This window comes from Neolewinella marina, from assembly GCF_002631205.1.
In the GTDB taxonomy this organism is placed as follows: Bacteria; Bacteroidota; Bacteroidia; order Chitinophagales; family Saprospiraceae; genus Neolewinella; species Neolewinella marina.
The window spans coordinates 167,081-187,627 of record NZ_PDLO01000003.1 but is presented as its reverse complement, the minus strand read 5'-3'; the positions used below and the strand labels follow the sequence as shown (position 1 = coordinate 187,627).

Below are 20,547 nucleotides of genomic sequence, written 5' to 3'. Positions count from 1 at the left end.
AACCCAAACCCCCAATAATGGAAATTCTATTCACCGCCGGACGGCAATTTGTTAACCTTGTTCCTGATCGGTCCGGTCCATCGCTACTTCCCGGCCCCGGTCAACTCCTCCACAAAGGCATCCAGCGTAGCCCGGGTGATGCTCCAGTCCGGCGGTTTAATGTCTCCCCAGGCCTTGGGGGTGTCGGACATATTGAAGTAGTTGATCCCCACCACCCGGTCGTCGCCCCGCAGGGTCCGCGCCGCGCCCAGCAACCATTCCGTCTGATAGTCCTCCGGCCCCTTCACCCCGAATTCGGTGATGAACACCGGCTTGTCCACGAAGCGCATCCGCCACATCTTGCGATTGAATACGGTGGCGAATTGCTCCTGCTTCCGGGGGTCGGTAATGTTCTTGTCGGGCAGGCCGTAGATGGCAATGCTGAGGTAATCCACGTAGTCGTCGCCCGGATACCACTCCAGGGAGCCCCGGTCGCCGGCCGGTCCCCAGACCCGGTTCACGTTTGCGGGTAGTTTGCCGGGATCCATAACGTAGCGAAAGGACCGGATGTAAGTGTGGGGGTCCTGACTCTGCCAGGGGTAGCGGTGGATGGGGATTTCCATCTCGTGGGCGTAGCGGAAGTACACCCGGTCGGCGGCTGCACCCAGCGTCCGGTACAGCCGCTGCAACTCCTTGTCGTACCGTCCCGCCGCCACGTTCGCCAGTACATCCTTGTCGCGGATGTCGTCGGGCGCGTGGAAGGGTTCAAAGCTGACGATCGGGGTATGCCCACGGGCGCGCACGGCCTGCATCAGGGAGTCGAAGGAGCCGTCCTGAACGGACCGGAAATCGACGAAAAGGTGTTCCGCCGAAATGCTTTCGGCACCCAGCAGGCGGCCCTGGGGGTCGTAAAGCCCGAAGGTGAACGCTACCTGACGGTGGGGACGACGGTGCGTCTCCACCTCATCCAGGGATCGGAGGCCGCCATAGGTACCCTGGGGGGCTGCGCGAAGCTTCTCCACCACCCCCGTCAGGTCTGGCAGTGGTCCACCGGCGTCCCCTTCGTGGATTACGTAGATGGGAACTGCAAGGAAACGCAGCCGGTGCAACCGTCGGTATAGCTCTTCCTCCGCCGGCAGGTCGCGGGGATAGGCCGAGAGTTCCTGCTCCCCGGCGTAGCGGAAGGTGACCGAGGCCGCATCTACGACGTCATCACCGGGGTAATACTCCAGTGCGCCCGGGTATCCCGCCGGTGCCCATACCCGCACGGCCTGGGGTGCCAGGCTGTCGCAAAGGGCGGCAAAATGCCGGTATGCTTCGATGTAAACGGAGGGGTACTGCTGCCAGGGATACGCTTCGACGGGAACTTCCATTTCCGGATTGAACCGCAGGAAAACTCCCGCTCCCCCGTCGGGCAATGCACCCAGAAAGCGCTGGAAGAGATCATCGTACCGGCCCTCCTTGATGTCCAGAAGGGGATTGTCGTCGTAGGATCTGCTGCCCCCACTCCAGGTCCGCAGCGTAACCATTGCGGGGAGGTTAGTCGCCAGGTCACCGACCGGAAGCTCATCATCGGACCAGCCGGCCAGGTGGCTGAGGTCCAGCGCGTACTGCCGCAGGGGCGGGGGCAGCGCTCCACTCGGTTGTTGCCCCAACTCCACCCGGCCAATGAGCTGGGTTTCGGGCGTTGGGTAGAGGGCATTGCCACGGGGACTCACCGCGTCCAGCATCCAGCCAAATACCGGGGCGAGGAGGTAGATCATGATGCCCACCGCCGCGATGGCTAGCATGGTGTACCGCCAAAAGTATTTGCGCTTGTGGATCACTGGAAGGATTCGTAAAGGTGATTCTGGTGCTGCACCCAGCTTGCTACCCGTAGCCGGGCGGAGTCAATGGAGGACGGGGAAACCGAGGAGGACAAATCCATCCTCTCCAAGGGATCATTCGCCAGGTTGTAGACTTCTACGGTGCTCGTCGATTCGTTGAAAATGTACTTCATGTCGCCCTTGCGGTACCCAAAGTAAAGCTGCGTCCAGGGAGCAAAGTAAAACCCTTCTTCTGAGGGTGATGACAACAGGTTTCTGCCCTGCCAGTCGGCGGGTGGCGCTATACCGATCAGGGAAAGTGCCGTAGCGGGAATATCCTTGCTGCCGCCGAGGCCGCTATTGCGCTGTCCATTGAACAACACGGGATTGATCAGGTAAAGGGGGACGCGGAGGTCTTCCTCGTACAGGGTATTGCCGTGTCCGCTGTGGCCGTGCTGCTGGAAGGCCTCCCCGTGGTCTCCCGTCACGACGACCAGCGTGGTGGAATCCAGTCCCCGCCGCTGCAGGTCGTCGAGCACCCGGATCACCATCTCCATATCGTGGCGGGCGGCGTTGAGGTAGCGGTTGTAGCTGAAATCCCCCACCCCGTAATCGTATTCCTCCCCCGCGTAGTAGTAGGGATAATGCGCCTGCACCGTCCAGAGCATGGAAAAGAAGGGCTCATGCGGTGATTCGTCCAGCCAACGCCCCAGCTCTCCCACCAGGCACTCATCGTCCACCCCCGCTCCGGCTCGGTAGGAATGGACATCCAGGCGAAATTGTTCCTCACACTCAATGTCGCGGTAATCCTTCACCACGTCAAATTCCCGGTGCTGGAGGTAATCCAGGGCACTCTGCCAGGACTGATCCGCGGAGGAGAAGAAGGAGGTGCGGTACCCCTCCTGCTCCAGGACGGATGGCAGGGAAGGGAAATCAACCGTGGTGAGCTCCCGCGTTACGCTTTCGTAGGACAGCTTCGGGTAAATCCCCGTGAGCAGGGAAACCATCGAACAGTTGGTGGACGGAGCGTGAGCGTAGATATTCGGAAAGCTCATGGCTCGGTCCAGATAGGGCGCCAGGGGGGCTGCCAATCCCTGGGGACCGTGGTAGGTATCCAAGTATACACCACCGACCGATTCCAATACGATGAACAGGAGGTTCTTCACCCGGTCATCCCCTACCGGAGTCGTAACCGGCGCTTTAGACGGGACTTCGGCAAAGGGAAGGGATCCAGGCGGCAAGCTTTGCTGGCTGAAGGCCGAAGGCGTGTCGGAGGCAAAGGCCGAGCGGACGAAAGTAGCCACGGCGTTGTCCAGCTGCCCGGCTGGAGCGGGGGGCGGACGGCGGTACGACAGCAGCAGGCTCAGGCTGATAACTCCAAAAAGGGCCGCGCCAAGTAGGTAGGTACCCGCCCGCCGGGGCCCCCAGAGCGTCGCCAGCTCGGCGATCCGACTCAGCAGCAGCACGCTGGCGCAGAAAAACAGCAATTCCTCGGCCCTGCCCCCCGAGGCCTGTTCGCCGATGGCACCCCAGGAATCCTTGGTGGTCATGAAATCGGAGTAGTATAACCACTGATAAGTGAAGGGGTTGCCGAGGTAGGCGACGGTATCAACGTTTACCAGGCTAGACAGGGCCAGCAGCAGGGTGATTACGGTAAAGCCGGCCGTAATCCACCCCTCAGGGATCCGGTTACGGGCCGCCGCCAAGGCTCCCCAGCCAAGGCTCACCACTCCTCCAACGAGCAGCAAGTCCTGGGCTGCACCGGACAACACGTAGACCAATGACCAGCGCGGTGATTGCCAGATGATCCGGGGGGTGAGTTCCATAATATCCGCCCGGGCAATGAGGTGTACGGCGGCCAGCCCCAGGCCGAGGGCGAAGATCCGGTCGAGGGCAGGTATTTGCCTTTCCTTCAGCCGGTGGCGGCTCAGCCACCGCAGCAGGGCGTAGGTCACCAGGAGTACCACCAGCAGGATGAGCCCCAGGTCGCCTATGGTCACGCCCCCTTCCGCTTCCCCCTCCACCGTACCCACCCGGCGGATGGGGCGGTCGGGATCTACCGTCACCGTAGCTCCCGCACGGGTGTCCCAGTAGTCGCGGAAATCACCCGCCTCATTTTCCGTGATCCAGAAGCAGTAGTAGAATTCCGAATCGGGGGGAAGTTTCAGCTCGGCCTCAAAACCCTCCCGCCCCGGGGTCATGGGGGTGTACAGCAGAGAATCAACTACCCGCACTCCATCGTTCCACCGTTGCCCCTCAAGCACCGAAAAGTTGATCGGTTTCCAAACCAGGAAAACGGCACCGCCGTCTTCGGGGGCGTAGACGAACTGTTGCCGCAGGGTATCCGTCGCTCCGGAAAGCGAAGTACAGCAAAGTATCAGGAAGAGCAGGGTGAGTGTAACAACTTTCATAAGCCAATCCGCAGCCGCGCAGTCAGTCCCTTTCCATTTCACCGGGCTGCACCGTAATAAAGGTATGCGCTTCCGGCAATTATTTCGGGGTATGTGGCTTTCGGGGCAAAATCCCGGCACCCGCGCGCCGCCGCCGTCAGCCTTGCACGGTAAGTTTTAGGTCAAGGGCGTCAAAGGTGGCCCGCCCACCCACCGGCAGGGTACACATATCCTTCACGTGGCCGATGGGCATTCCGTAGGCGACCGGGATGCCGAGATCTCCCAGCCGGTCGGTAAGCGTTTCCTTCAAAGTAAGGGAGCGGTCGCCGGCGTCGGCCTCGCAGTCGTTGAAGTTCCCCAGAATGATTCCCGCGGCGGAGGAAAGTTTCCAGGCTTGCCGCAGCTGGGTCAGCATACGGTCGATCCGGTACGGCTTCTCCCCTACCTCCTCGATAAAGAGCAGGTTGCCTTCCACCGGGGGGACGAAGTCGGTGCCCACCATGGCCGCCAGCAGGCTCAGGTTGCCGCCCCATAGAGCGCCGGATGCCTGTCCGGGGTGGATGATGTAGGGGTCTCCGCTTCCCTCCGCAGGAACAATCGGCTGCCACTCCTCTCCCTCCCAGATGGCCATACGCAGGTGGCGTTCGGTGAAGTCCGTGAACTCCGAACTACCCACGGGGCCATGGTAGGTGATCATGCCGGTTTCCCGTGTAATGGCGTTCAGCAGTGCCGTGATGTCGCTGTAGCCGATAAGAATCTTCGGGTTGCGGCGGATGAGGTTGAAGTTCACCTCGGGCAGGAGCCGTCCGCTGCCGTAGCCGCCCCGGGCGCACCACACGGCACTCACCTGGGGATCGCCGAACATGGCATGGAGGTCGCCCAGGCGCTCGGCGTCCGTACCGGCCAGGAACCCGCGTTCGGCGCGCACGTAGCGGCCCAGTTTTACCAACAGCCCGAGACTTTCAATCTGGGTAACGGCCCGCTCCAGTCCGTCATCGTCAAGGTAACTGGCCGGGGTAATGAGCCCTATGGTATCCCCCTTCCTGAGGCGGGCGGGGGCTTCGGGGCGGCGGCGCGCGGGTGCCGCAGCCAGGGGCAAGGGCAAGGCCAGGGTGGCAGCCAGACGGGTAGTGAAGGTTCGACGGTCCATCCGGGCAAGTTAATCCACCCAGGCAGACTTTCCAGTCGCCGGGCGGTCAGGCCAGCGGGGCGTAGCCCAGGAAATAGCCGGCTACGAAGCTGAGAAAAAGCGTCAGGGTATAGAGGAGGCCCGGCAGGCCAGCCAACTTGAGCAGGGGGTGACGCCGGGAGAAGAAGTCGGGAAGTTGCATCTCGTGGGTATTCAGGTGAAACTGTTCCAAAGCTCCCCCGAAACGGGTGGTTTTCCCGGGACACATTCCCGGCATTCGTTCCACAACCGGGGTATGATTAGTCGCCTCGGAATGCGCCCAAACCCTTATCTTTCAACAAGATGCCGTTCACCCTTATTTCGGTGTGGATTCTCGTCTAGCCTACCCCGCCCTACGTCGAGTAAGTTGGCGGTTGCAGGAAGCCGCGCCGATATTGGGAAGACAAAATCACTTGCTACCATGGGAATTCTGGGCCGTTATCTCCTTTACCTCGCAGACTGCCTCGTCATGCTTGCCGTGATCGGGGTCCAGTTCTTCCTGTACCGGGGCGAGCTTCCCTTCGGGTACGATACCGAGCAGTGGTTGCCCCTGCTGCTGGAGGGCGGCGGCAGCGTGATGCTCACCACCCTCTTCGGTGCTACCCTCTACTGGAGTATCGTGGATTACCATCCGGCCCTGGTCAGCCTCCGCCGTTCGCGGGTGGTAACCCGGTCAGGAGAGCGCCCCGGCGTGGAAACGCGCATCGTCCGCTCTTTTGTGAAAGCGTTCAGCGTCTTTACCGCCCCTGTCCTCCTCCTGTTCGCCCTGTTCAACGACCACTTCCTCCACGATTACGTGGCCAAGACCGAACGCCGTAAATAAAAAAGCCCTTCGCGCGGAGCGCGAAGGGCATGGAAAGGGGACTACAGAAATGTAATCTAGTGCGTCTTGGGGGCCATTAAATCCCGTAGCTGATGCCGAAGGAGACCTCGCGGCCGCGCTCGTAGCTCTGGAAGATGTACTCCTGCCCACCGAAGGTGGAGAAGCTCTCGAAGGCGGGATTGAGCAGGTTGCGGGCACGCAGGCTCAACTTGAAGTTTTCGATTTTCTTGCTGATGCTCATGTCCAGCTGACTGCGGCCGCGCTCGAAGATGTCGGGGCTACCGACGGCACCGATGCTCTGCAGGCGGTCGCCGAAGTAGTTGTAAGCCACCACCACGTCCCAGCCGGTTTCCGGCGTAGCGTAGCTCAGGTTAGCGTTGGCTACGAAGGGCGACTGACCGTTGAACTGGCGGTTGGCGCTGAAGTCGGGATCAACCGCCTGCCCCAGCCGTACCTCGGCGGCATCGATCTGCTGCCGGGCTTCGATGAAGGCCAGGTTGGTGCTCAGGGTGAAGTTGTCCAGCTTTTCGTTCAGGAAGCCCAGCGACTTGCGGGCCTCAATTTCCAGACCGTAGAGGTCGGCATTTTCGGAGTTCGTCCAGGTGAACTGCTGGTCGCCGGACAGGCGGAAAGTAGTCACGATGGGGTTCCGGAAGCGCTTGTAAAAGGCACTCAGCGCGAGTACCTCTCCGGCGTTCGGGAAGATCTCGTAGCGTAGGTCGTAGTTGTCGACGCTGGTAAGCTCAAGGTCGGGGTTACCGAAGACGATGGGCTCACCCAGGAAGCCGAAGGCACCGAAGGGGGCCACTTCCCGCATGTTGGGGCGGGCGACGGTCTGGGTAAAGCTGCCGCGCAGGTTGGTATTCTCGCCGAGCTTGTACACCAGGTTCAGGGCGGGCATGAACGACAGGGTGTCGATGTCGGCCGTGTTGTCGTCGATCCGGTTCATATCGGGGGTGCGGCCATTGGCGGCGGCCTGCTCGTATTCGATGCCGACAACGTCGCTTTCCACGAGGATGCGGGTTTGCTCTGCCCGGAGACCGAAGATGGCCTTCAGTCGGGGGCTGACCTCGTAGGTCATCATACCGTAGGCGGCGCCGACGGAGTAGTTGCCGGTGTAGCTGTTGGCCAGGTTGCTGTTGTCAAAGACATAGACACCCACCAGGTTGCGTCCGTTGACCTGTTCCAGAACACCAAGGTTCTCGGGCCCGAAGTACACGCCGAAGTCACCACCGGCCTCGGTGAAGGAAAGACCGCGGTCGTTCTCGTAGGCATAGATGGTTTCGTTGAAGTCGCGCTGCTTGTTGCGGTACATGCCACCGAACTTGAGGGCGTTGCCGCGGCTCTTGCCCTGCAGTACCGGAACGGTGATGTCCAGGGAGCCCTGGTAGGTATCGTCGGCCAGGTCGCGGAAGAAGCGGCTGGGGCGGCTGAACTGGCTGGGATCGATGATGTAGCGGTCGCCCTGCTCGATGTACTCGGCGAAGCGCAGGTCAGGTTCGTTCTGCTTGCTGTCGATGTAGTTGGCCGACCACTCTACCTTAGTGTTACCCAGTCCGGTGAGGGTGTGGTCACCCTGCAGTACGTAGTCGATCAGTTCCCGCTCCATGAAGGTGGAGGCTTGCGAGCGGTAGAAGTTGTCTTCCGTGCCCGCGGCACCCTTGCTCTCGTTGCTGCCCTCCAGGATGCGGCCTTCCAGGAAGCCCTGGTGGCTGTAAATGGTGTAGAAGGAGAGGCTGTTGGAGGCGGAGGGGCGCAGGGTCAGGCCGACCATGCCGCCGAGCTGGGCGGATTCCACGCTCTTCGAGTCGTTCAGGTCGTAGATTTCCTGGAGGCTGCCGGAGTTGCCACCGGGGTTGACGAAGTTGCCGCGGCGGCCGTTGGTGTACTGGCTGAATTCCCGGCTGTAGGAAGCCGTGGCAAAGAAGCCGAGCGGCATGGTGCCGAGCATGAGCTGGTTGCCAATGTTGGCGCTCAGGCTGTAGTCGGGGCCGGTGCGCTTGTTGCCCAGGGTGAAGGCATTACCGAATCCGTTGGCTACGTCCTCTACGGCGGCGGCAAGTTCCGGATCGCGGCGGGCGCGGCGGTCGACGTTGCTGCTCAGGGCGTTGAGGTCCTTGAGCCGCGGGTCGTTCAGGATGGCGGGACCGTCGAGGGTGCCATCGTTGTACCCGAGGCCGATCTTGTCGCCGGCGGGGAAGGTGAGGAAGTCGTTGCGGAAGTTGCTCAGGTTGTTGTAGCCTCCGGAGGCCGACACGCCCCAGGTGAAGCGCTCGGGCAGGGCCTTGATCTTGATGTTCACGCTGCCACCGGTGAAGTCACCGGGGAGGTCGGGGGTGAATGACTTGCTGGCCGTGATGTTGTCCAGCACCGTGGTCGGGATCAGGTCGAGCTGGGCGGAGTTGCGGTAGGGGTCGATGCTCGGCAGTTGCAGTCCATTGAGCGTGGTGGCCGAGTAGCGGTCGCCGAGGCCACGCACGTAGACGTATTTGCCGTCCACCACCGTAGTACCGGTTACCTTGGTCAGGGCCGCAGCGGCGGTGCCGGCGCCAAGACGCTGAATCTCCTGACTGGAGATCACGTCCTGCACCTTGTCACTGTTCTGCCGCAGCTTCATCACGGCAACCTCCCCCCGCTCAAGGGCCTGAGCCGTAACGGTAACGTCGAGGGCCAGTTCAATACCGGTATCCTCGGCAAAGGTGATGTCCAGGATGGTGGTTTCGTTGGCTTTCACCTCTACCCCTTCAAGGAGTTGTTCGGCGTAGCCCACGTAAGTGGCTGAGATGGTGTACACTCCGGGCTCGGCCTGGAATTGGTACTTACCCTCGATGAAGTCGGTCTGGGCGCCAATGGAGGTGCCCTGGATGACGACGTTGGCCCCCAGCATGGGGAATCCGTCCTCGTCAAATACGGTTCCTGAAATGGCGCCTTTCTGGGACAGGACGGTAGCCGATACCAACAGGAGGGCCACTAAGGAAAACATGCGGTTAAGCATAAGAAAGAGAATTGTGTGCACTAGAATATTAGAGGGAGGGCGGCTCCGCGGAGCGGCCCGGTTTTTTGGGGTAACCGCTTAGTGGGCTACTACCATTTTCTGTAGGAGGCGGCTGCCAGCGGCGTCAAGGACGATGAGGTAGTTGCCGTTGGGCAGTTGGCTTACGTCCAGGGTTTCCTGCTGGGCACCGGCGTCGTAGCGGCGGGTGGATTGCTGCAGGGGCCGACCGAAAAGGTCGAAGACGGTAAGGGTAACCTGAGCCGGCTGCGGCAATTCAAAGCCGACGGTAGCGGTTTGTCGGGCGGGGTTGGGTACGGGTGCGTCCAGCAGCAGGCCTCCCGCGGCCACCTGCCCTACCCCGTTGGTGAAGTCACCGGTAACCATATACTCGGCCAGGGCGGTCCAGCCGGTCACCCAACTCCGGTCGTCGTTGGCGTAAGCGCCCGGGGCAAAGGCGCCGAAGTAGGCGGTGGTTTCAAAACCGGCGCTGGCTTCGGGGGCACCTACGGCAGCCGGACCAAAGGCATACACCCGGGGGTCAATGTTTCCGCCGTCGAGGTCGCGGCTGTCCAGGCCATTGAGGATGGGGTCGGCGATCACGTTGCCGTTGGCCAGGAAGTTGGCGGCTACGTTGGCGCTGGAGGCCGGCACGATGGCTTCGTTCTGGTCGACGGCCAGGAAGAGGTCGGCGGCGGTGGTGCCACGGCCGAACCCGAAGAAGTAGTTGTTGAAGAAGCCCAGGTCACCGTCCAGCAGGCGGGAGTAGGAATCCACCTCGGAGTCCGTGCGGTCCTCAACGGCGACGGCCGCCCCGTTGAAGTCCATGAAGATGGAGTTGTGGTAGTAGCCGCCGGCGTTGTCGCGGAAGAGGATCGACAGGGGGAGCGAACGGCCGGCATCGCCACCGGAGGCGGTTTCGTTCTCCCCGATACCGATGAAGGTGGCGTTGTAGATGGTGGGGCGGCTGAAGGGCTGCTGCTCATCGGGGCTGGCACCGTCGTGCTCGCCGGAGCGGCCGGTGGCGTCGCCGGGGCCCTGGAGGGCGAACCAGAACTGTCCGCCGCCCCGCCAGCCGTAGTCGTAGTCGAACCCGTCGTCGCCACAGAAGGCGACGGCGGCGTGATTCACCTGGACGGTTCCGCCGAACCACTCGATGCCGTCGTCAAGGTTAGCGAAGACTTCGACGTAGTCGATCTCCGTACCGGAGCCTACCCCACCGAGGGTGAGGCCGTTAATCTCATTGTCGGTGCTGAGTTGGGCGCCGCCGTGGCGGATGGATACGTAGTTCAGTACGCCACTGTTGTCGTCGTCCTCGTTGCCTCCGAAACGGGCGCGGGCTTCGGCGGCATCGATGCCTTCAATGCCGTCGGAACCTCCGGGGCGGGCGATGGTGGCCTTGCCCAGGATGATCAGTCCACCCCATTCACCGCGGTCGGTGAGGTCGAAGTCAAGGGGGTCGTTGAGGTCGTCCTCGGCGGCGGTAAAAATGATGGGCGCTTCGGCCGTGCCGCGGGCAAAGATCTGGGCACCCTGGGAAATGATGAGGGCGGAGGTGTTGTCGCCGGTGGAGACGTCGGCACCGCCGAGGCCCCGGATTACGGTACCGGCCTCGATGTTGAGGATGGCGCCGGCTTCGAGGTAGACCAGTCCATCCAGGATGTATTCGTTTTCGCTGCTCCAGGTGTAGGTTTCTCCGCCTACGAGGTCGTTGTCGGTGACTACGACCTGCGTCTGGGCCATGCCCGGGGCGGCACAAAACAGGGCAACAATAAGCAGGGTAAAGTTAGCCTTCATAGAGCTTGGGTTTCTTTGGGGTCTCTGATTGCCCACAAAGGTCCCGTTGATCCATAAACTCCCTATTACAATTAGGTTAACTTATTGTGAAGGGGACACGATCTACTCCGCGTCGCGCTCCAACAGGGCGTAGGCACGGCGTAGGGCGGCGGCATTGGACTCGGCCATTTCATCGGCGTTCCCCACCTTTTCGGTGAGGCCGATGAGGTAGCAGCCCGCCTCCTTGGCCGAAATCCCTCCGGGCCCACTGTCCTCGATGGCAATACAAGCCGTGGCGGGCAGCCCCAGCCTTTCGGCGGCCAGCAAATAAATATCCGGCTCCGGCTTCATGTTTTCCACGTCGGAGGCGGTCACGCTGATGGAGGTGTAGCGGTCCAGGCGGGTAGCTTCGATCATCAGGTCGGCGTCCGAGCGGCCGCTGTTCGTAGCGATGGCCAGGGGAAACCGCCCGGCGATGGCCTCTAGGGCTTCCGGCACCCCCTCAAAGGTGCGTCCCTCCCGCCGTACGGAGTCCTGGAATCGCTGCTGTTTCTGTTCTACCAGTTCGGCAACGGTCATGGACCAACCGTGCTCGCCAATCAGCCATTCGGCCACTACCCGGTCGCTGGTGCCGATCCACTGCTCAAACCAGTGAGCGTCGTACGCCAGGCCATAGTCGTCCTGCAGGAGCGAAAGCCAGGCTGCACAGTGCAGGGGTTCGGAATCGGCCAGGGTGCCATCTAAATCGCAGAGCAATCCACGCAGCATATCTATTCTTTAAAACAGGTGAAAATCTCCCGGCAGCCCGAAAATAACTGAGTCGGGCAGGACGGAATGTCTGATGCTAATTAGGAGAAGAAAGGTAAGCGGGGGAAAAGTTCGGATCAGCGGAGGATCACGCGACGGATCACTTCGGCACCCCGCCAGACGACGGTTCCGAAATCGAAGGCCTGGTCGCTGACCTGCTGGATCTGCTCAAACTTGCCTTCCTTCTGGAGCTTGACGGTCCGGCCGACTAAAAAGCCGGAGCAGGCCGCGCTGCAGATGAAGAGCGCGAGCACGATGGTGATCAACTTGACCTTAGGGTGCGTCATTACGTCTGCTAATATAGGAAATCCGCCGCTGCCATACCACAATGGGCGGGCAAACGGCGGATTTATTCGACGAATGGCCTGTTTACCGGGACCGAAATCCGGATTACTCGAATTCGCGCATTACGCGCACCAGGGTTTCCACCCCTTCGTACGGCATGCTGTTGTAGATGCTGGCCCGGAAACCACCTACGCTGCGGTGGCCGGTGATGCCATCACAGCCGGCAGCCTCGGCGGCAGCCAGGAACGCATCGGTGTCCGCTTCGTCCGTACAGACGAAGGTCACGTTCATCAGGCTGCGGCTTTGCTCGTCGGCTACCGTACCCCGGAACTTGGGGTTGCGGTCTATCTCGTCGTACAGCAATTTGGCTTTGCGCTCATTGAGCTTCTCCATTCCTTCCAGGCCGCCCTGCTCCTTGATCCAGCGCAGGGTAAGCATCATTACATAGATGGGATACACCGGCGGCGTATTGAAGGTGCTGCCGCCGTCGATGTGGACGCGGTAATCAAGCATGCTGGGCAGGTTACGCTGCACCTTTCCCAGCAGGTCCTTACGGACGATCACCAGGGTAGCTCCGGCGGGGCCGAGGTTCTTCTGGGCTCCGGCGTAGATGATGCCGAACTTCTCCAGGGGGATGCGACGGCTCAGAATGTCGGAAGACATATCCGCCACGAGGGGAAGGTCGGTTTCCGGCCACTCCTTGAACTGGGTACCGAAGATCGTATTGTTGCTGGTCAGGTGGACGTACTTCAATCCCTCGGGGATGGTGTACTCCCGCGGGATGTGGTTGTAGTTGCTCTCCTTGCTGCTGGCGATGACGTTCACCTTGCCAAAGTGCTTGGCCTCCTTGATGGCCTTGGCCGACCAGGAGCCGGTATCCAGGTATCCGGCGGTTTCCTCCGGGTTCAGCAGGTTCATGGCCGTCATGAAGAACTGGGAGCTGGCACCGCCGGAAAGGAAGAGTACGCCGTAGTCGTCGCCAACGTTGAGCAGTTCCCGGACGAGCTGTTCGGCTTCCAACAGTACGGCGTCGAAGGCGTCGGAACGGTGGCTGATTTCCAGAATAGACAGGCCGCTGCCGTCCAGGTTCTCCACGGCCGCGGAGGCCTGCTTGAGCACACTGGCGGGAAGGATGGCCGGTCCGGCACTAAAATTGATCTTTTTCATGGGGGGTGGTTTGCGGGGGCAAAAGTACCTCTGATTAGCAGTGATTGCATAGAATTGTTTTCTGCGGGGATAGTTTGGCTCCACCCCCCATGATCCCGACCGGAACAGCTGCGTTTTCCGGCCGCTGAGTAGCGGATCCGTTTAACCCGGGAGCGATTCGCGGGGGAAAGTTAATTTTGGCCGTAGCCGACCGACTTCAATTTTGGGGTCAACATCCGGCCGCCTCGCCTACTTATAGTGCCACTTAACCTTGCGCTTAACATGACCCGCATTCAAACCTACCTGTTGCTTTCCGTCTCCCTGCTGTTCCTGGTGCTGAGTTGTACGCCCAAGGCGGCGGGCCCCGCCACGGCGGATGGAGACACCGCCGACAAGAAAAAGACCACCACGGTCACCCGCCCCGCGCGGCCCGGGGAAGAGCTGAGCAGCTGCCCGAAATTTACCGACGCCCCTAACCCCGACGACGCAGAAACGAATTACGTCATCTACCGCGCCGCCCTGAAAGCCAAGGAGATGGACCGCGCCCTCAAAACCTGGCGCAAGGTCTACGCCGTGAGCCCCGCGGCCGACGGGCGCCGCCCCACCGTCTATACCGATGGTGTAGCCTTCTACAACTACCTCATCCAGCAAAACCCCGACAAGCGGCAGGTGTACGGCGATTCCATCCTGATGCTATACGAACAGGCCCGGGAATGCTACCCCGGCGACGGGTACATGGCGGCCATCCAGGCATTCGACAGCTACTACACCTACCCCGGCACGGCCACGGAAGACGAGATCTACGCCCTGTTCAAGGAGAGCATCGAGATGGACGGTCCGGAGAAGCTGCAGTACTTCGTGATCAACCCCATGTCGCGGCTGGTGGTCGACCAGCACGACGCCGGCAAGATCGAGGACGCCGAGGCCAAGCAGATCGTCAACGCGCTGAAAACGCGGCTGGAATTGGGTCTTGAGGAATGCAGCGGTACCGAGTGCGCCCCCTGGCAGGCCATCCAGGCCTACGCCCCCAGCAGCCTGCAGTACTTTGAAACCGTGAAGGGTTTTTACGATTGCCAATACTATTTGCGCGAATACTACCCCGATTTCGAGGCCAACCCCAACGACTGCGACGCGATTACCACCGCCTACTCCCGCCTGCAGTGGGCCGATTGCGCGGAGTCTTCCCCTGAGTTCCAGCGGGTGAAGAAAGCCTACGAGGCAAACTGCGCCGTAGTGGAAGCCGGCCCCTCCGGCGGCAGCACCCTGCGGCAGGCCTACGATGCCCTGAAGAGCAATCAGTCGGCCGAGGCTGTCCGCCTTTTCGAAAAGGCCGCCGAGGAATCCACCGATGGCGAGCGGAAAAGCCGCTACCTGCTCACGGCGGCCAAAATCTACTACCGCGACCTGCGCAACTTCAGCCAGGCCCGGGCCTTCGCCCGCCGCGCCGCCCAGGCCGACCCCACCAACGGCGAACCCTATATGCTGATCGGAACCCTCTACGCCAGCAGCGGACCACTGTGTGGCCCGGGCACCGGCTTCGACAGCCAGGTTGTCGTCTGGCCGGCCATCGACATGTGGCAGCGCGCCAAATCCGTCGACCCCTCGGTAGCCGCCAAGGCCAACCAGCTCATCGGACGCTATACCCAGTATATGCCTTCGCGGGCCGACATTTTCCAGCGGGGAATCCAGGAAGGATCCACCTTCACCGTGGGTTGCTGGATCCAGGAAAGCACCCGCGTCAGAACCCCCTGAGGCAGCGGGGGCGCACCTACGGATTAAGTTTTTATATTTGCGGAAGGTCAGCTACCGGCCCCCTGCATTGTATATAAACCTATCTGTACGTGAGATCATCGCTTAATGTTCGGTCACGCCGGGTCCTTTCGGGCCTGCTGGCCATCACAATTTGCCTGCTGGCGGGAGGAACCATCCTTTCCAGCCTGACCAACGCCTCCCCCGCCCCCGGCAACCCGAAACTCACCGCCACTGGCTTCCCCATCGTGGAACCCACCGTCCGCTACGGCGTAGCCCTTGACACTTTCCTGATCGAGGAGAACACCATCGAATACGGCCAAACCCTCTCCGATATCCTCCTCGGGCATGGCATGGGCGCCCAGGAAGCCTTCGACGCCGCCAACAGCTTCAATGCCATGCTCGACGTGCGGAACCTGCGCGCCGGCCGCCCCTACCAGATCCTCGACGACGAGGACACCCCGGGTCCTGACTTCCTCGTCTACGTTCCGTCGGTCTACCGCTACCTGCGGCTCGACCTCCAGGGCACCGGCCGGGATGAGTACGCTACCCTGCCCGTAACCATGTCCGAGCAACTCGCCGCGGGTGAAGTGGAAACCTCCCTCTGGAACGCCATGGTCGGTGCCGGACACAGCTTCGCGCTCACCGACAAGATGGAAGACGCCCTGCAGTGGTCGGTCGACTTCTACCACGTCCAGCCGGGAGACGCCTTCCAGCTGGTCTACGAACAAGAATACGTTGAGGGGGAAGAAGCCGGTTTCGGCCGCGTCCGCGCCGCCCGCTACAGCACCGGTGGCAAGGACATTTACGCCTTCTACTTCGAAAGCGAAGACAGCACCCAGGCGGGCTACTTCGGCCTCGACGGCCAGCCCATGAAGGCCACCTTCCTGAAGGCGCCCGTCCGCTACAGCCGCATCAGCAGCCGCTACAACCTGCGTCGCTTCCACCCCGTCCAGCGGCGGGTGAAGCCCCACCTCGGCACCGACTACGCCGCACCCTACGGTACCCCCATCGTGGCGGTTGCCGATGGCGTGATCACCCGCTCCGGGCGTACGGGCGGCAACGGCATCTTCGTAAAGATCAAGCACGACAAGCGGTTCGATACCCAATACCTCCACATGCAGAAGCGGGCACCCGGCATGGTTGTCGGCAAGCGCGTTAGCCAGGGCGACGTAATCGGCTACGTTGGCTCTACCGGCCTCGCCACCGGTCCCCACGTCTGTTTCCGCTTCTGGGACCACGGCAAGCAGGTGGACCACACGAAGATGGACTTCCAGGACGCCGAGCCCATGCCGGAGGAATACCTGCCGGAGTTCTTCCAGGTGCGCGACGACTACCTGGCCAAGCTGAACAGCGTAGGCAGCCCCGTCGAGGATACCGCCAAGAAGTAATCAGCCCCTCCGGGCCTAGAGCAGGAGGTCCATATCCACGTGCTCCTCGATCAGCTCCACCGCCCGCCGGATCTTCCAGGGGGTCTTGAGGTTGATCTTCACCTCCATCTGACTGATGCGAACGGCCGCCCCATAGGTGTCCAGCTGACAGGCCACGACCGGAATGTTGTGGGCGCTGAGGAAGTCGGAATGCGGCAGGTCCGGGTTATCGTCTGACAGGCCAGTAACCACCACACCCGAGATGGTAGTCCCGGGGAGGTTTCTCTCTTCCAGGATGCTTTGCAGCGCACTCAGCGCCTCGTACAGCCGTCGGTGGCTGACGATCACCAGCAGGTTTTTCAGATTCTCGACTTCCTCCTGGGCCAGCAGACTGCCGCTGGCAATGTTCTCGACCTGGTTGTCCAGCCCCTCGCGGTTCATCAGGGTCCGCCCCTTCAGGGCATGGCGTATAGAGGCCATGATGGGGTTCGCCAGTATCTTCTCGTAGGGCAATACGCCCAATAGCGGAATGCCCGTCTTTTCCAGGTACTTCCCGACGTAGTAGCGGACCTTCTCGAGCTTGGCCGGCAGCGTCTTGTTCACGATCACCCCGCGGACCGGTACCCTCCGTTCCCGGAACATGGCCAGGTTCATGTTGAGGCGGTCGATGGTGCTGCCGATACCCCCCTCCACGATCATCACCACGGGGGCGTTGAGCAGCTGGGCCACCTGGGCGTTGCTGACGTCGCACACGCTGCCCACTCCGGGGTGGCCGGTGCCTTCGTAGATCACGAAGTCGTTGCGCGACTGCAGCTTGCGGCTGGCCCGGGTGATGGCCGAACTGAATTGGTAGCGGGAGGGATCGTCCAGGTACTTGGCCGTAACCCCGCTGCCGATGATGACCGGACTGTGTAGCTCGGACCGCAGCTCGAAATCCATGCCCCGGGCGAACAGCAGGGCGTCCTTGTCCACCTGCAGGTCGCCGAGCTCCACCCACTCCTGCCCTACCGGCTTACAGTAGCCGACCCGGAATTCCCGTTGCCGGATGGCGGCCATCAGGCCCAGGGTGCAGGTGGTCTTGCCCACGTGCTGGGAGGTAGCGGCGATATAGAGGCGGTCGAGCATGGCGTTTCGGTTAAAGGGTGAAGGGCGCGGACGCAGGTGCAAAGAAAGGTAACCCAAAGCCAACGCCCGGAGTGCAGTCCGTAGGGAAGCCTAGTGCATACTTGCCCCCCCGGCTCCCCGTGGGATCCGGATGACTTCCACCATATCCTGTACCTCCTCCGGTGGGGGGGCGGTGAGACGGCTGACGACCAGCGCCACGACCAGGTTGACCACCATGGCCACGCTGCCGAAGCCTTCCGGACTGATGCCGAACCACCAGTGTTCGGCGTCGGGTACGGCGTCGACGAACCACCCCAGCCGGTAGACGGCCATGTAGCCGAACATCAGCACGATGCCCACGACCATGCCCGAGATGGCGCCCGACCGGTTCATGCGCTTGTCGAAGATACCCAGCACGATGGCCGGAAAGAAGCTGGCCGCGGCCAGGCCGAAAGCCAGCGCCACGGTTGCCGCCACGAATCCCGGTGGGTTAACCCCGAAGTAGGCCGCTACGATCACCGCGGCGGCGGCTCCTCCCCGCGCCCACCAGAGCTCCTCCGCCTCGCTCATGTCGGGCCGGATCTGCTTCCGCATCAGGTCGCGGCTCACGGCCGTGGAGATGACCAGCAGAAGACCCGCCGCGGTGGACAGGGCGGCGGCCAGTCCGCCGGCGGCGACCAGGGCAATGATCCAGGCGGGCAAACCGGCGATTTCCGGATTGGCCAGCACCATAATGTCACGGTCGATGTAGACCTCATTGGCGTTGTCAGTCGGGGCATTGTTCAGCAGGGCCTGTCCGTAGGGCCCCGGCACCCGCGCGCCGTCCGCCCGTTGCTGGTCGACCCCACCCATAAAGGCTTCACCGGGAGCGTACTGCAAGCGGCCGTCCTCGTTCTTGTCTACCCAGGCTACTAGGGCCGTTTCCTCCCACTTGCTGAACCACCCCGGCAGCTCGGTGTAGGGGCGGTCGGAGATGGTGGTGATCAGGTTCGTACGGGCGAAGGCCGCGATGGCGGGGGCCGTGGTGTAGAGTACGGCGATGAACAACAGGGCCCAGCCGGCACTGATGCGGGCGTCCTTTACCCGTGGAACGGTGAAGAAGCGCACGATGACGTGGGGCAAGCCCGCCGTACCGGCCATCAGGGCCAGGGTGATGGCGAATACGTCGATCATGGACTTGGAACCGTCGGTGTATTCGGCAAAACCCAGTTCGGCGTGGAGCTGGTCGAGCTTGTCCAGCAGCGCGGTACCCGACCCGTCGTTCACGTCGGCGATGAATCCGAGTTGGGGGATGATGTTGTCCGTCATCTGAAGGGAGATGAAAATGGCCGGTACCATATAGGCGAAGATGAGCACGCAGTACTGGGCCACCTGGGTGTAGGTGATGCCCTTCATGCCGCCCATGATGGCGTAGAAGAACACCACTACGGTACCGATATAGACCCCGGTATTGATCTCCACCTCCAGGAAGCGGCTGAACACCAGCCCCACCCCCCGCATCTGACCGGCAACGTAGGTGAAACTGACGATGATGGCGCAGAGGACGGCCACCGTGCGGGCCACATTGGAATAGTAGCGGTCGCCGATGAAGTCCGGGACCGTGAACTTGCCAAACTTGCGCAGATAGGGGGCCAACAGCAGGGCCAGCAGCACGTAACCGCCCGTCCATCCCATAAGGTATACGGCCCCGTCGTAGCCGGCGAAGCTGATGATGCCGGCCATGGAAATGAAACTGGCCGCGCTCATCCAGTCGGCCGCGGTAGCCATTCCGTTGGCTATGGGGTGTACCCCACCCCCGGCGACGTAGAATTCCGTGGTGGAACCCGCGCGGGCCCAAACAGCGATGCCGATGTATAGCAAAAAAGTGGCGCCTACGATCAGGTAGGTCCAGGTCTGTACGTCCATAAGCGTTTCCAGGTTCTCGGGGGTAAACCGGCTATTCACCGACGCCAAACTCGGCGTCGAGGCGGTTCATGAGGTAAACGTAGACGAAGATGAGGACCACGAAAGCGTAGATGCTCCCCTGCTGGGCAAACCAGAAGCCCAGCTCGGCCCCGCCAATGCGGTACTGATTGAGGGGCTCTACGAAAAGGATGCCGCAGCCGAAGCTAACGGCAAACCAGATCGTAAGAAGGATTGCTAAATACCGAAGATTGGCCCGCCAGTATCGGCGGTGGTCTCCCGGTGGGGCCATCGGTAAAAAATTAGGGGGTGTACGTGTGGCCCGTCGAATTAAAAAGGCATGATCGACTAGGTTCTTTACCGGCTGAATGCCGAATTCCTCCTCAAGATATACCAGCTGCGAAGAACTTCCAAATGCCAAACCCCCAAATTGCGAACCTTTGTTCCGGCACCACGCTTACCAGTCCGAACCCAAGCAATTATTGACATGGCCGAATGGTACGAAGGATGGACGGATGTGACTTATCCGATCTTTGAAGGAATCACGGGGTGGCCGGGGCAACCCACTACTCACCTCGAAACCCTGAGCTGTATCCACTGCGGGGATACCGCCAAGGTTTCCGTCCTTCACATGAGCGTCCACACCGGCACCCACATGGATGCCCCCTGTCATTTCCTGGCCCAGGGCATCGACGTCAGCCGCTTCCCGATCGAAGTGGGGATGGGTCCGGTCAGGGTAGCCGAGATCGACTGCCCGGCCGAGGTGCGCCCCGAAGACCTGGAGGCCTACGAAGGCCGCTCCCGCCCCCTGGTTTCCGGCGAGCGGCTGATCCTGCGTACCGGCAACAGCGACGCGGCGTTCTGGCCCCAGGCTCCCTTTGATGAAGACTACCATGGCATCGGCCCGGCGGCGGCGGCCTGGATCGCGAAACGCAAACTGCAATTGGTGGGCGTGGACTACCTGTCGGTGGGCCCCTTCCACTCCGGCAATCCCCAGACCCACCGGGCCCTGCTGGGCGCCGGCGTCTGGGTGATCGAGGGCGTGGACCTGCGCCACATCCGGGAGGGGAACTACGAAATGATCTGCCTGCCGCTGAAGATCGCTGGCTCCGACGGCTCGCCCATCCGCATCCTGCTGCGGCCGGCAAATAATTAAACAACACTTTTTGTGTTGTTTAATTTGCCTTTTCAAACTGTCCGTGTTATTTTTGCTTTGCGTCGCATTCCGTGGCGCGGTTGCAAAAAGTAAAC

Annotated in this window: 16 protein-coding genes; 4 read left to right on the top strand and 12 right to left on the bottom strand. The window is 61.6% G+C overall.

Features of this window, described 5'->3' with window-relative positions; translation table 11 throughout:
- Nucleotides 1-83: 83 nt before the first annotated feature.
- The 4 genes from CGL56_RS09185 to CGL56_RS18535 form a co-directional block, all read right to left on the bottom strand.
- Entirely contained in the window at nucleotides 84-1,769 is a 1,686-nt protein-coding gene (locus CGL56_RS09185; RefSeq protein ID WP_143470672.1) for a glycoside hydrolase family 26 protein, read from the bottom strand.
- 32 nt (nucleotides 1,770-1,801) lie between these two features.
- Complete coding sequence (locus CGL56_RS09180) at nucleotides 1,802-4,195, bottom strand: LTA synthase family protein (RefSeq protein ID WP_099106243.1); 2,394 nt, start codon at nucleotides 4,193-4,195, stop codon at nucleotides 1,802-1,804.
- A gap of 136 nt (nucleotides 4,196-4,331) precedes the next feature.
- Nucleotides 4,332-5,324, bottom strand: a complete 993-nt coding sequence (locus CGL56_RS09175; protein ID WP_099106242.1) for a S66 peptidase family protein — start codon at nucleotides 5,322-5,324, stop codon at nucleotides 4,332-4,334.
- 46 nt (nucleotides 5,325-5,370) lie between these two features.
- Nucleotides 5,371-5,505, bottom strand: a complete 135-nt coding sequence (locus tag CGL56_RS18535; protein ID WP_262490631.1) for a hypothetical protein — start codon at nucleotides 5,503-5,505, stop codon at nucleotides 5,371-5,373.
- Nucleotides 5,506-5,763: 258 nt separating this feature from the next.
- Between CGL56_RS18535 and CGL56_RS09165 the strand changes: the two genes are divergently transcribed.
- Entirely contained in the window at nucleotides 5,764-6,165 is a 402-nt protein-coding gene (locus CGL56_RS09165) for an RDD family protein (RefSeq protein ID WP_143470671.1), read from the top strand.
- 76 nt (nucleotides 6,166-6,241) lie between these two features.
- Here the strand turns inward: CGL56_RS09165 and CGL56_RS09160 are convergent, their stop codons facing one another.
- From CGL56_RS09160 to serC, 5 genes are all read right to left on the bottom strand, one after another.
- Entirely contained in the window at nucleotides 6,242-9,160 is a 2,919-nt protein-coding gene (locus CGL56_RS09160) for a TonB-dependent receptor (RefSeq protein ID WP_099106239.1), read from the bottom strand.
- 78 nt (nucleotides 9,161-9,238) lie between these two features.
- Nucleotides 9,239-10,954, bottom strand: a complete 1,716-nt coding sequence (locus CGL56_RS09155) for a T9SS type A sorting domain-containing protein (protein WP_099106238.1) — start codon at nucleotides 10,952-10,954, stop codon at nucleotides 9,239-9,241.
- 102 nt (nucleotides 10,955-11,056) lie between these two features.
- Complete coding sequence (locus CGL56_RS09150; RefSeq protein WP_099106237.1) at nucleotides 11,057-11,701, bottom strand: HAD family hydrolase; 645 nt, start codon at nucleotides 11,699-11,701, stop codon at nucleotides 11,057-11,059.
- A gap of 116 nt (nucleotides 11,702-11,817) precedes the next feature.
- A complete protein-coding gene (locus tag CGL56_RS09145) occupies nucleotides 11,818-12,027 on the bottom strand; it encodes a hypothetical protein (RefSeq protein WP_099106236.1) in 210 nt (69 codons plus the stop codon).
- Nucleotides 12,028-12,130: 103 nt separating this feature from the next.
- Entirely contained in the window at nucleotides 12,131-13,192 is a 1,062-nt protein-coding gene (gene serC / locus CGL56_RS09140) for a 3-phosphoserine/phosphohydroxythreonine transaminase (protein ID WP_099106235.1), read from the bottom strand.
- A 261-nt stretch (nucleotides 13,193-13,453) separates the two neighbouring features.
- Here serC and CGL56_RS09135 point away from each other — a divergent pair, with 261 nt between their 5' ends.
- Together CGL56_RS09135 and CGL56_RS09130 are read left to right on the top strand one after the other, a co-directional pair.
- Nucleotides 13,454-14,923, top strand: coding sequence for a hypothetical protein (locus tag CGL56_RS09135; protein ID WP_099106234.1), 1,470 nt, complete (start codon nucleotides 13,454-13,456; stop codon nucleotides 14,921-14,923).
- 89 nt (nucleotides 14,924-15,012) lie between these two features.
- The gene (locus tag CGL56_RS09130; RefSeq protein WP_099106233.1) at nucleotides 15,013-16,311 is read left to right on the top strand and encodes a M23 family metallopeptidase; all 1,299 of its coding nucleotides are present in this window, start codon (nucleotides 15,013-15,015) and stop codon (nucleotides 16,309-16,311) included.
- Between the two features lie 15 nt (nucleotides 16,312-16,326).
- On the opposite strand, the gene CGL56_RS09125 is transcribed toward CGL56_RS09130, so the two are convergent.
- The 3 genes from CGL56_RS09125 to CGL56_RS09115 form a co-directional block, all read right to left on the bottom strand.
- Nucleotides 16,327-17,415 carry an AAA family ATPase gene (locus CGL56_RS09125; RefSeq protein WP_099106232.1) on the bottom strand — a complete coding sequence of 363 codons (1,089 nt, stop codon included), beginning with the start codon at nucleotides 17,413-17,415 and terminating at the stop codon, nucleotides 16,327-16,329.
- 90 nt (nucleotides 17,416-17,505) lie between these two features.
- Complete coding sequence (locus tag CGL56_RS09120) at nucleotides 17,506-19,299, bottom strand: sodium:solute symporter family protein (protein WP_099106518.1); 1,794 nt, start codon at nucleotides 19,297-19,299, stop codon at nucleotides 17,506-17,508.
- A gap of 31 nt (nucleotides 19,300-19,330) precedes the next feature.
- Nucleotides 19,331-19,588 carry a DUF4212 domain-containing protein gene (locus CGL56_RS09115; protein ID WP_099106231.1) on the bottom strand — a complete coding sequence of 86 codons (258 nt, stop codon included), beginning with the start codon at nucleotides 19,586-19,588 and terminating at the stop codon, nucleotides 19,331-19,333.
- 195 nt (nucleotides 19,589-19,783) lie between these two features.
- On the opposite strand from CGL56_RS09115, the gene CGL56_RS09110 reads away from it, so the two are divergent.
- Complete coding sequence (locus CGL56_RS09110; RefSeq protein WP_099106230.1) at nucleotides 19,784-20,452, top strand: cyclase family protein; 669 nt, start codon at nucleotides 19,784-19,786, stop codon at nucleotides 20,450-20,452.
- Nucleotides 20,453-20,547 lie beyond the last annotated feature (95 nt).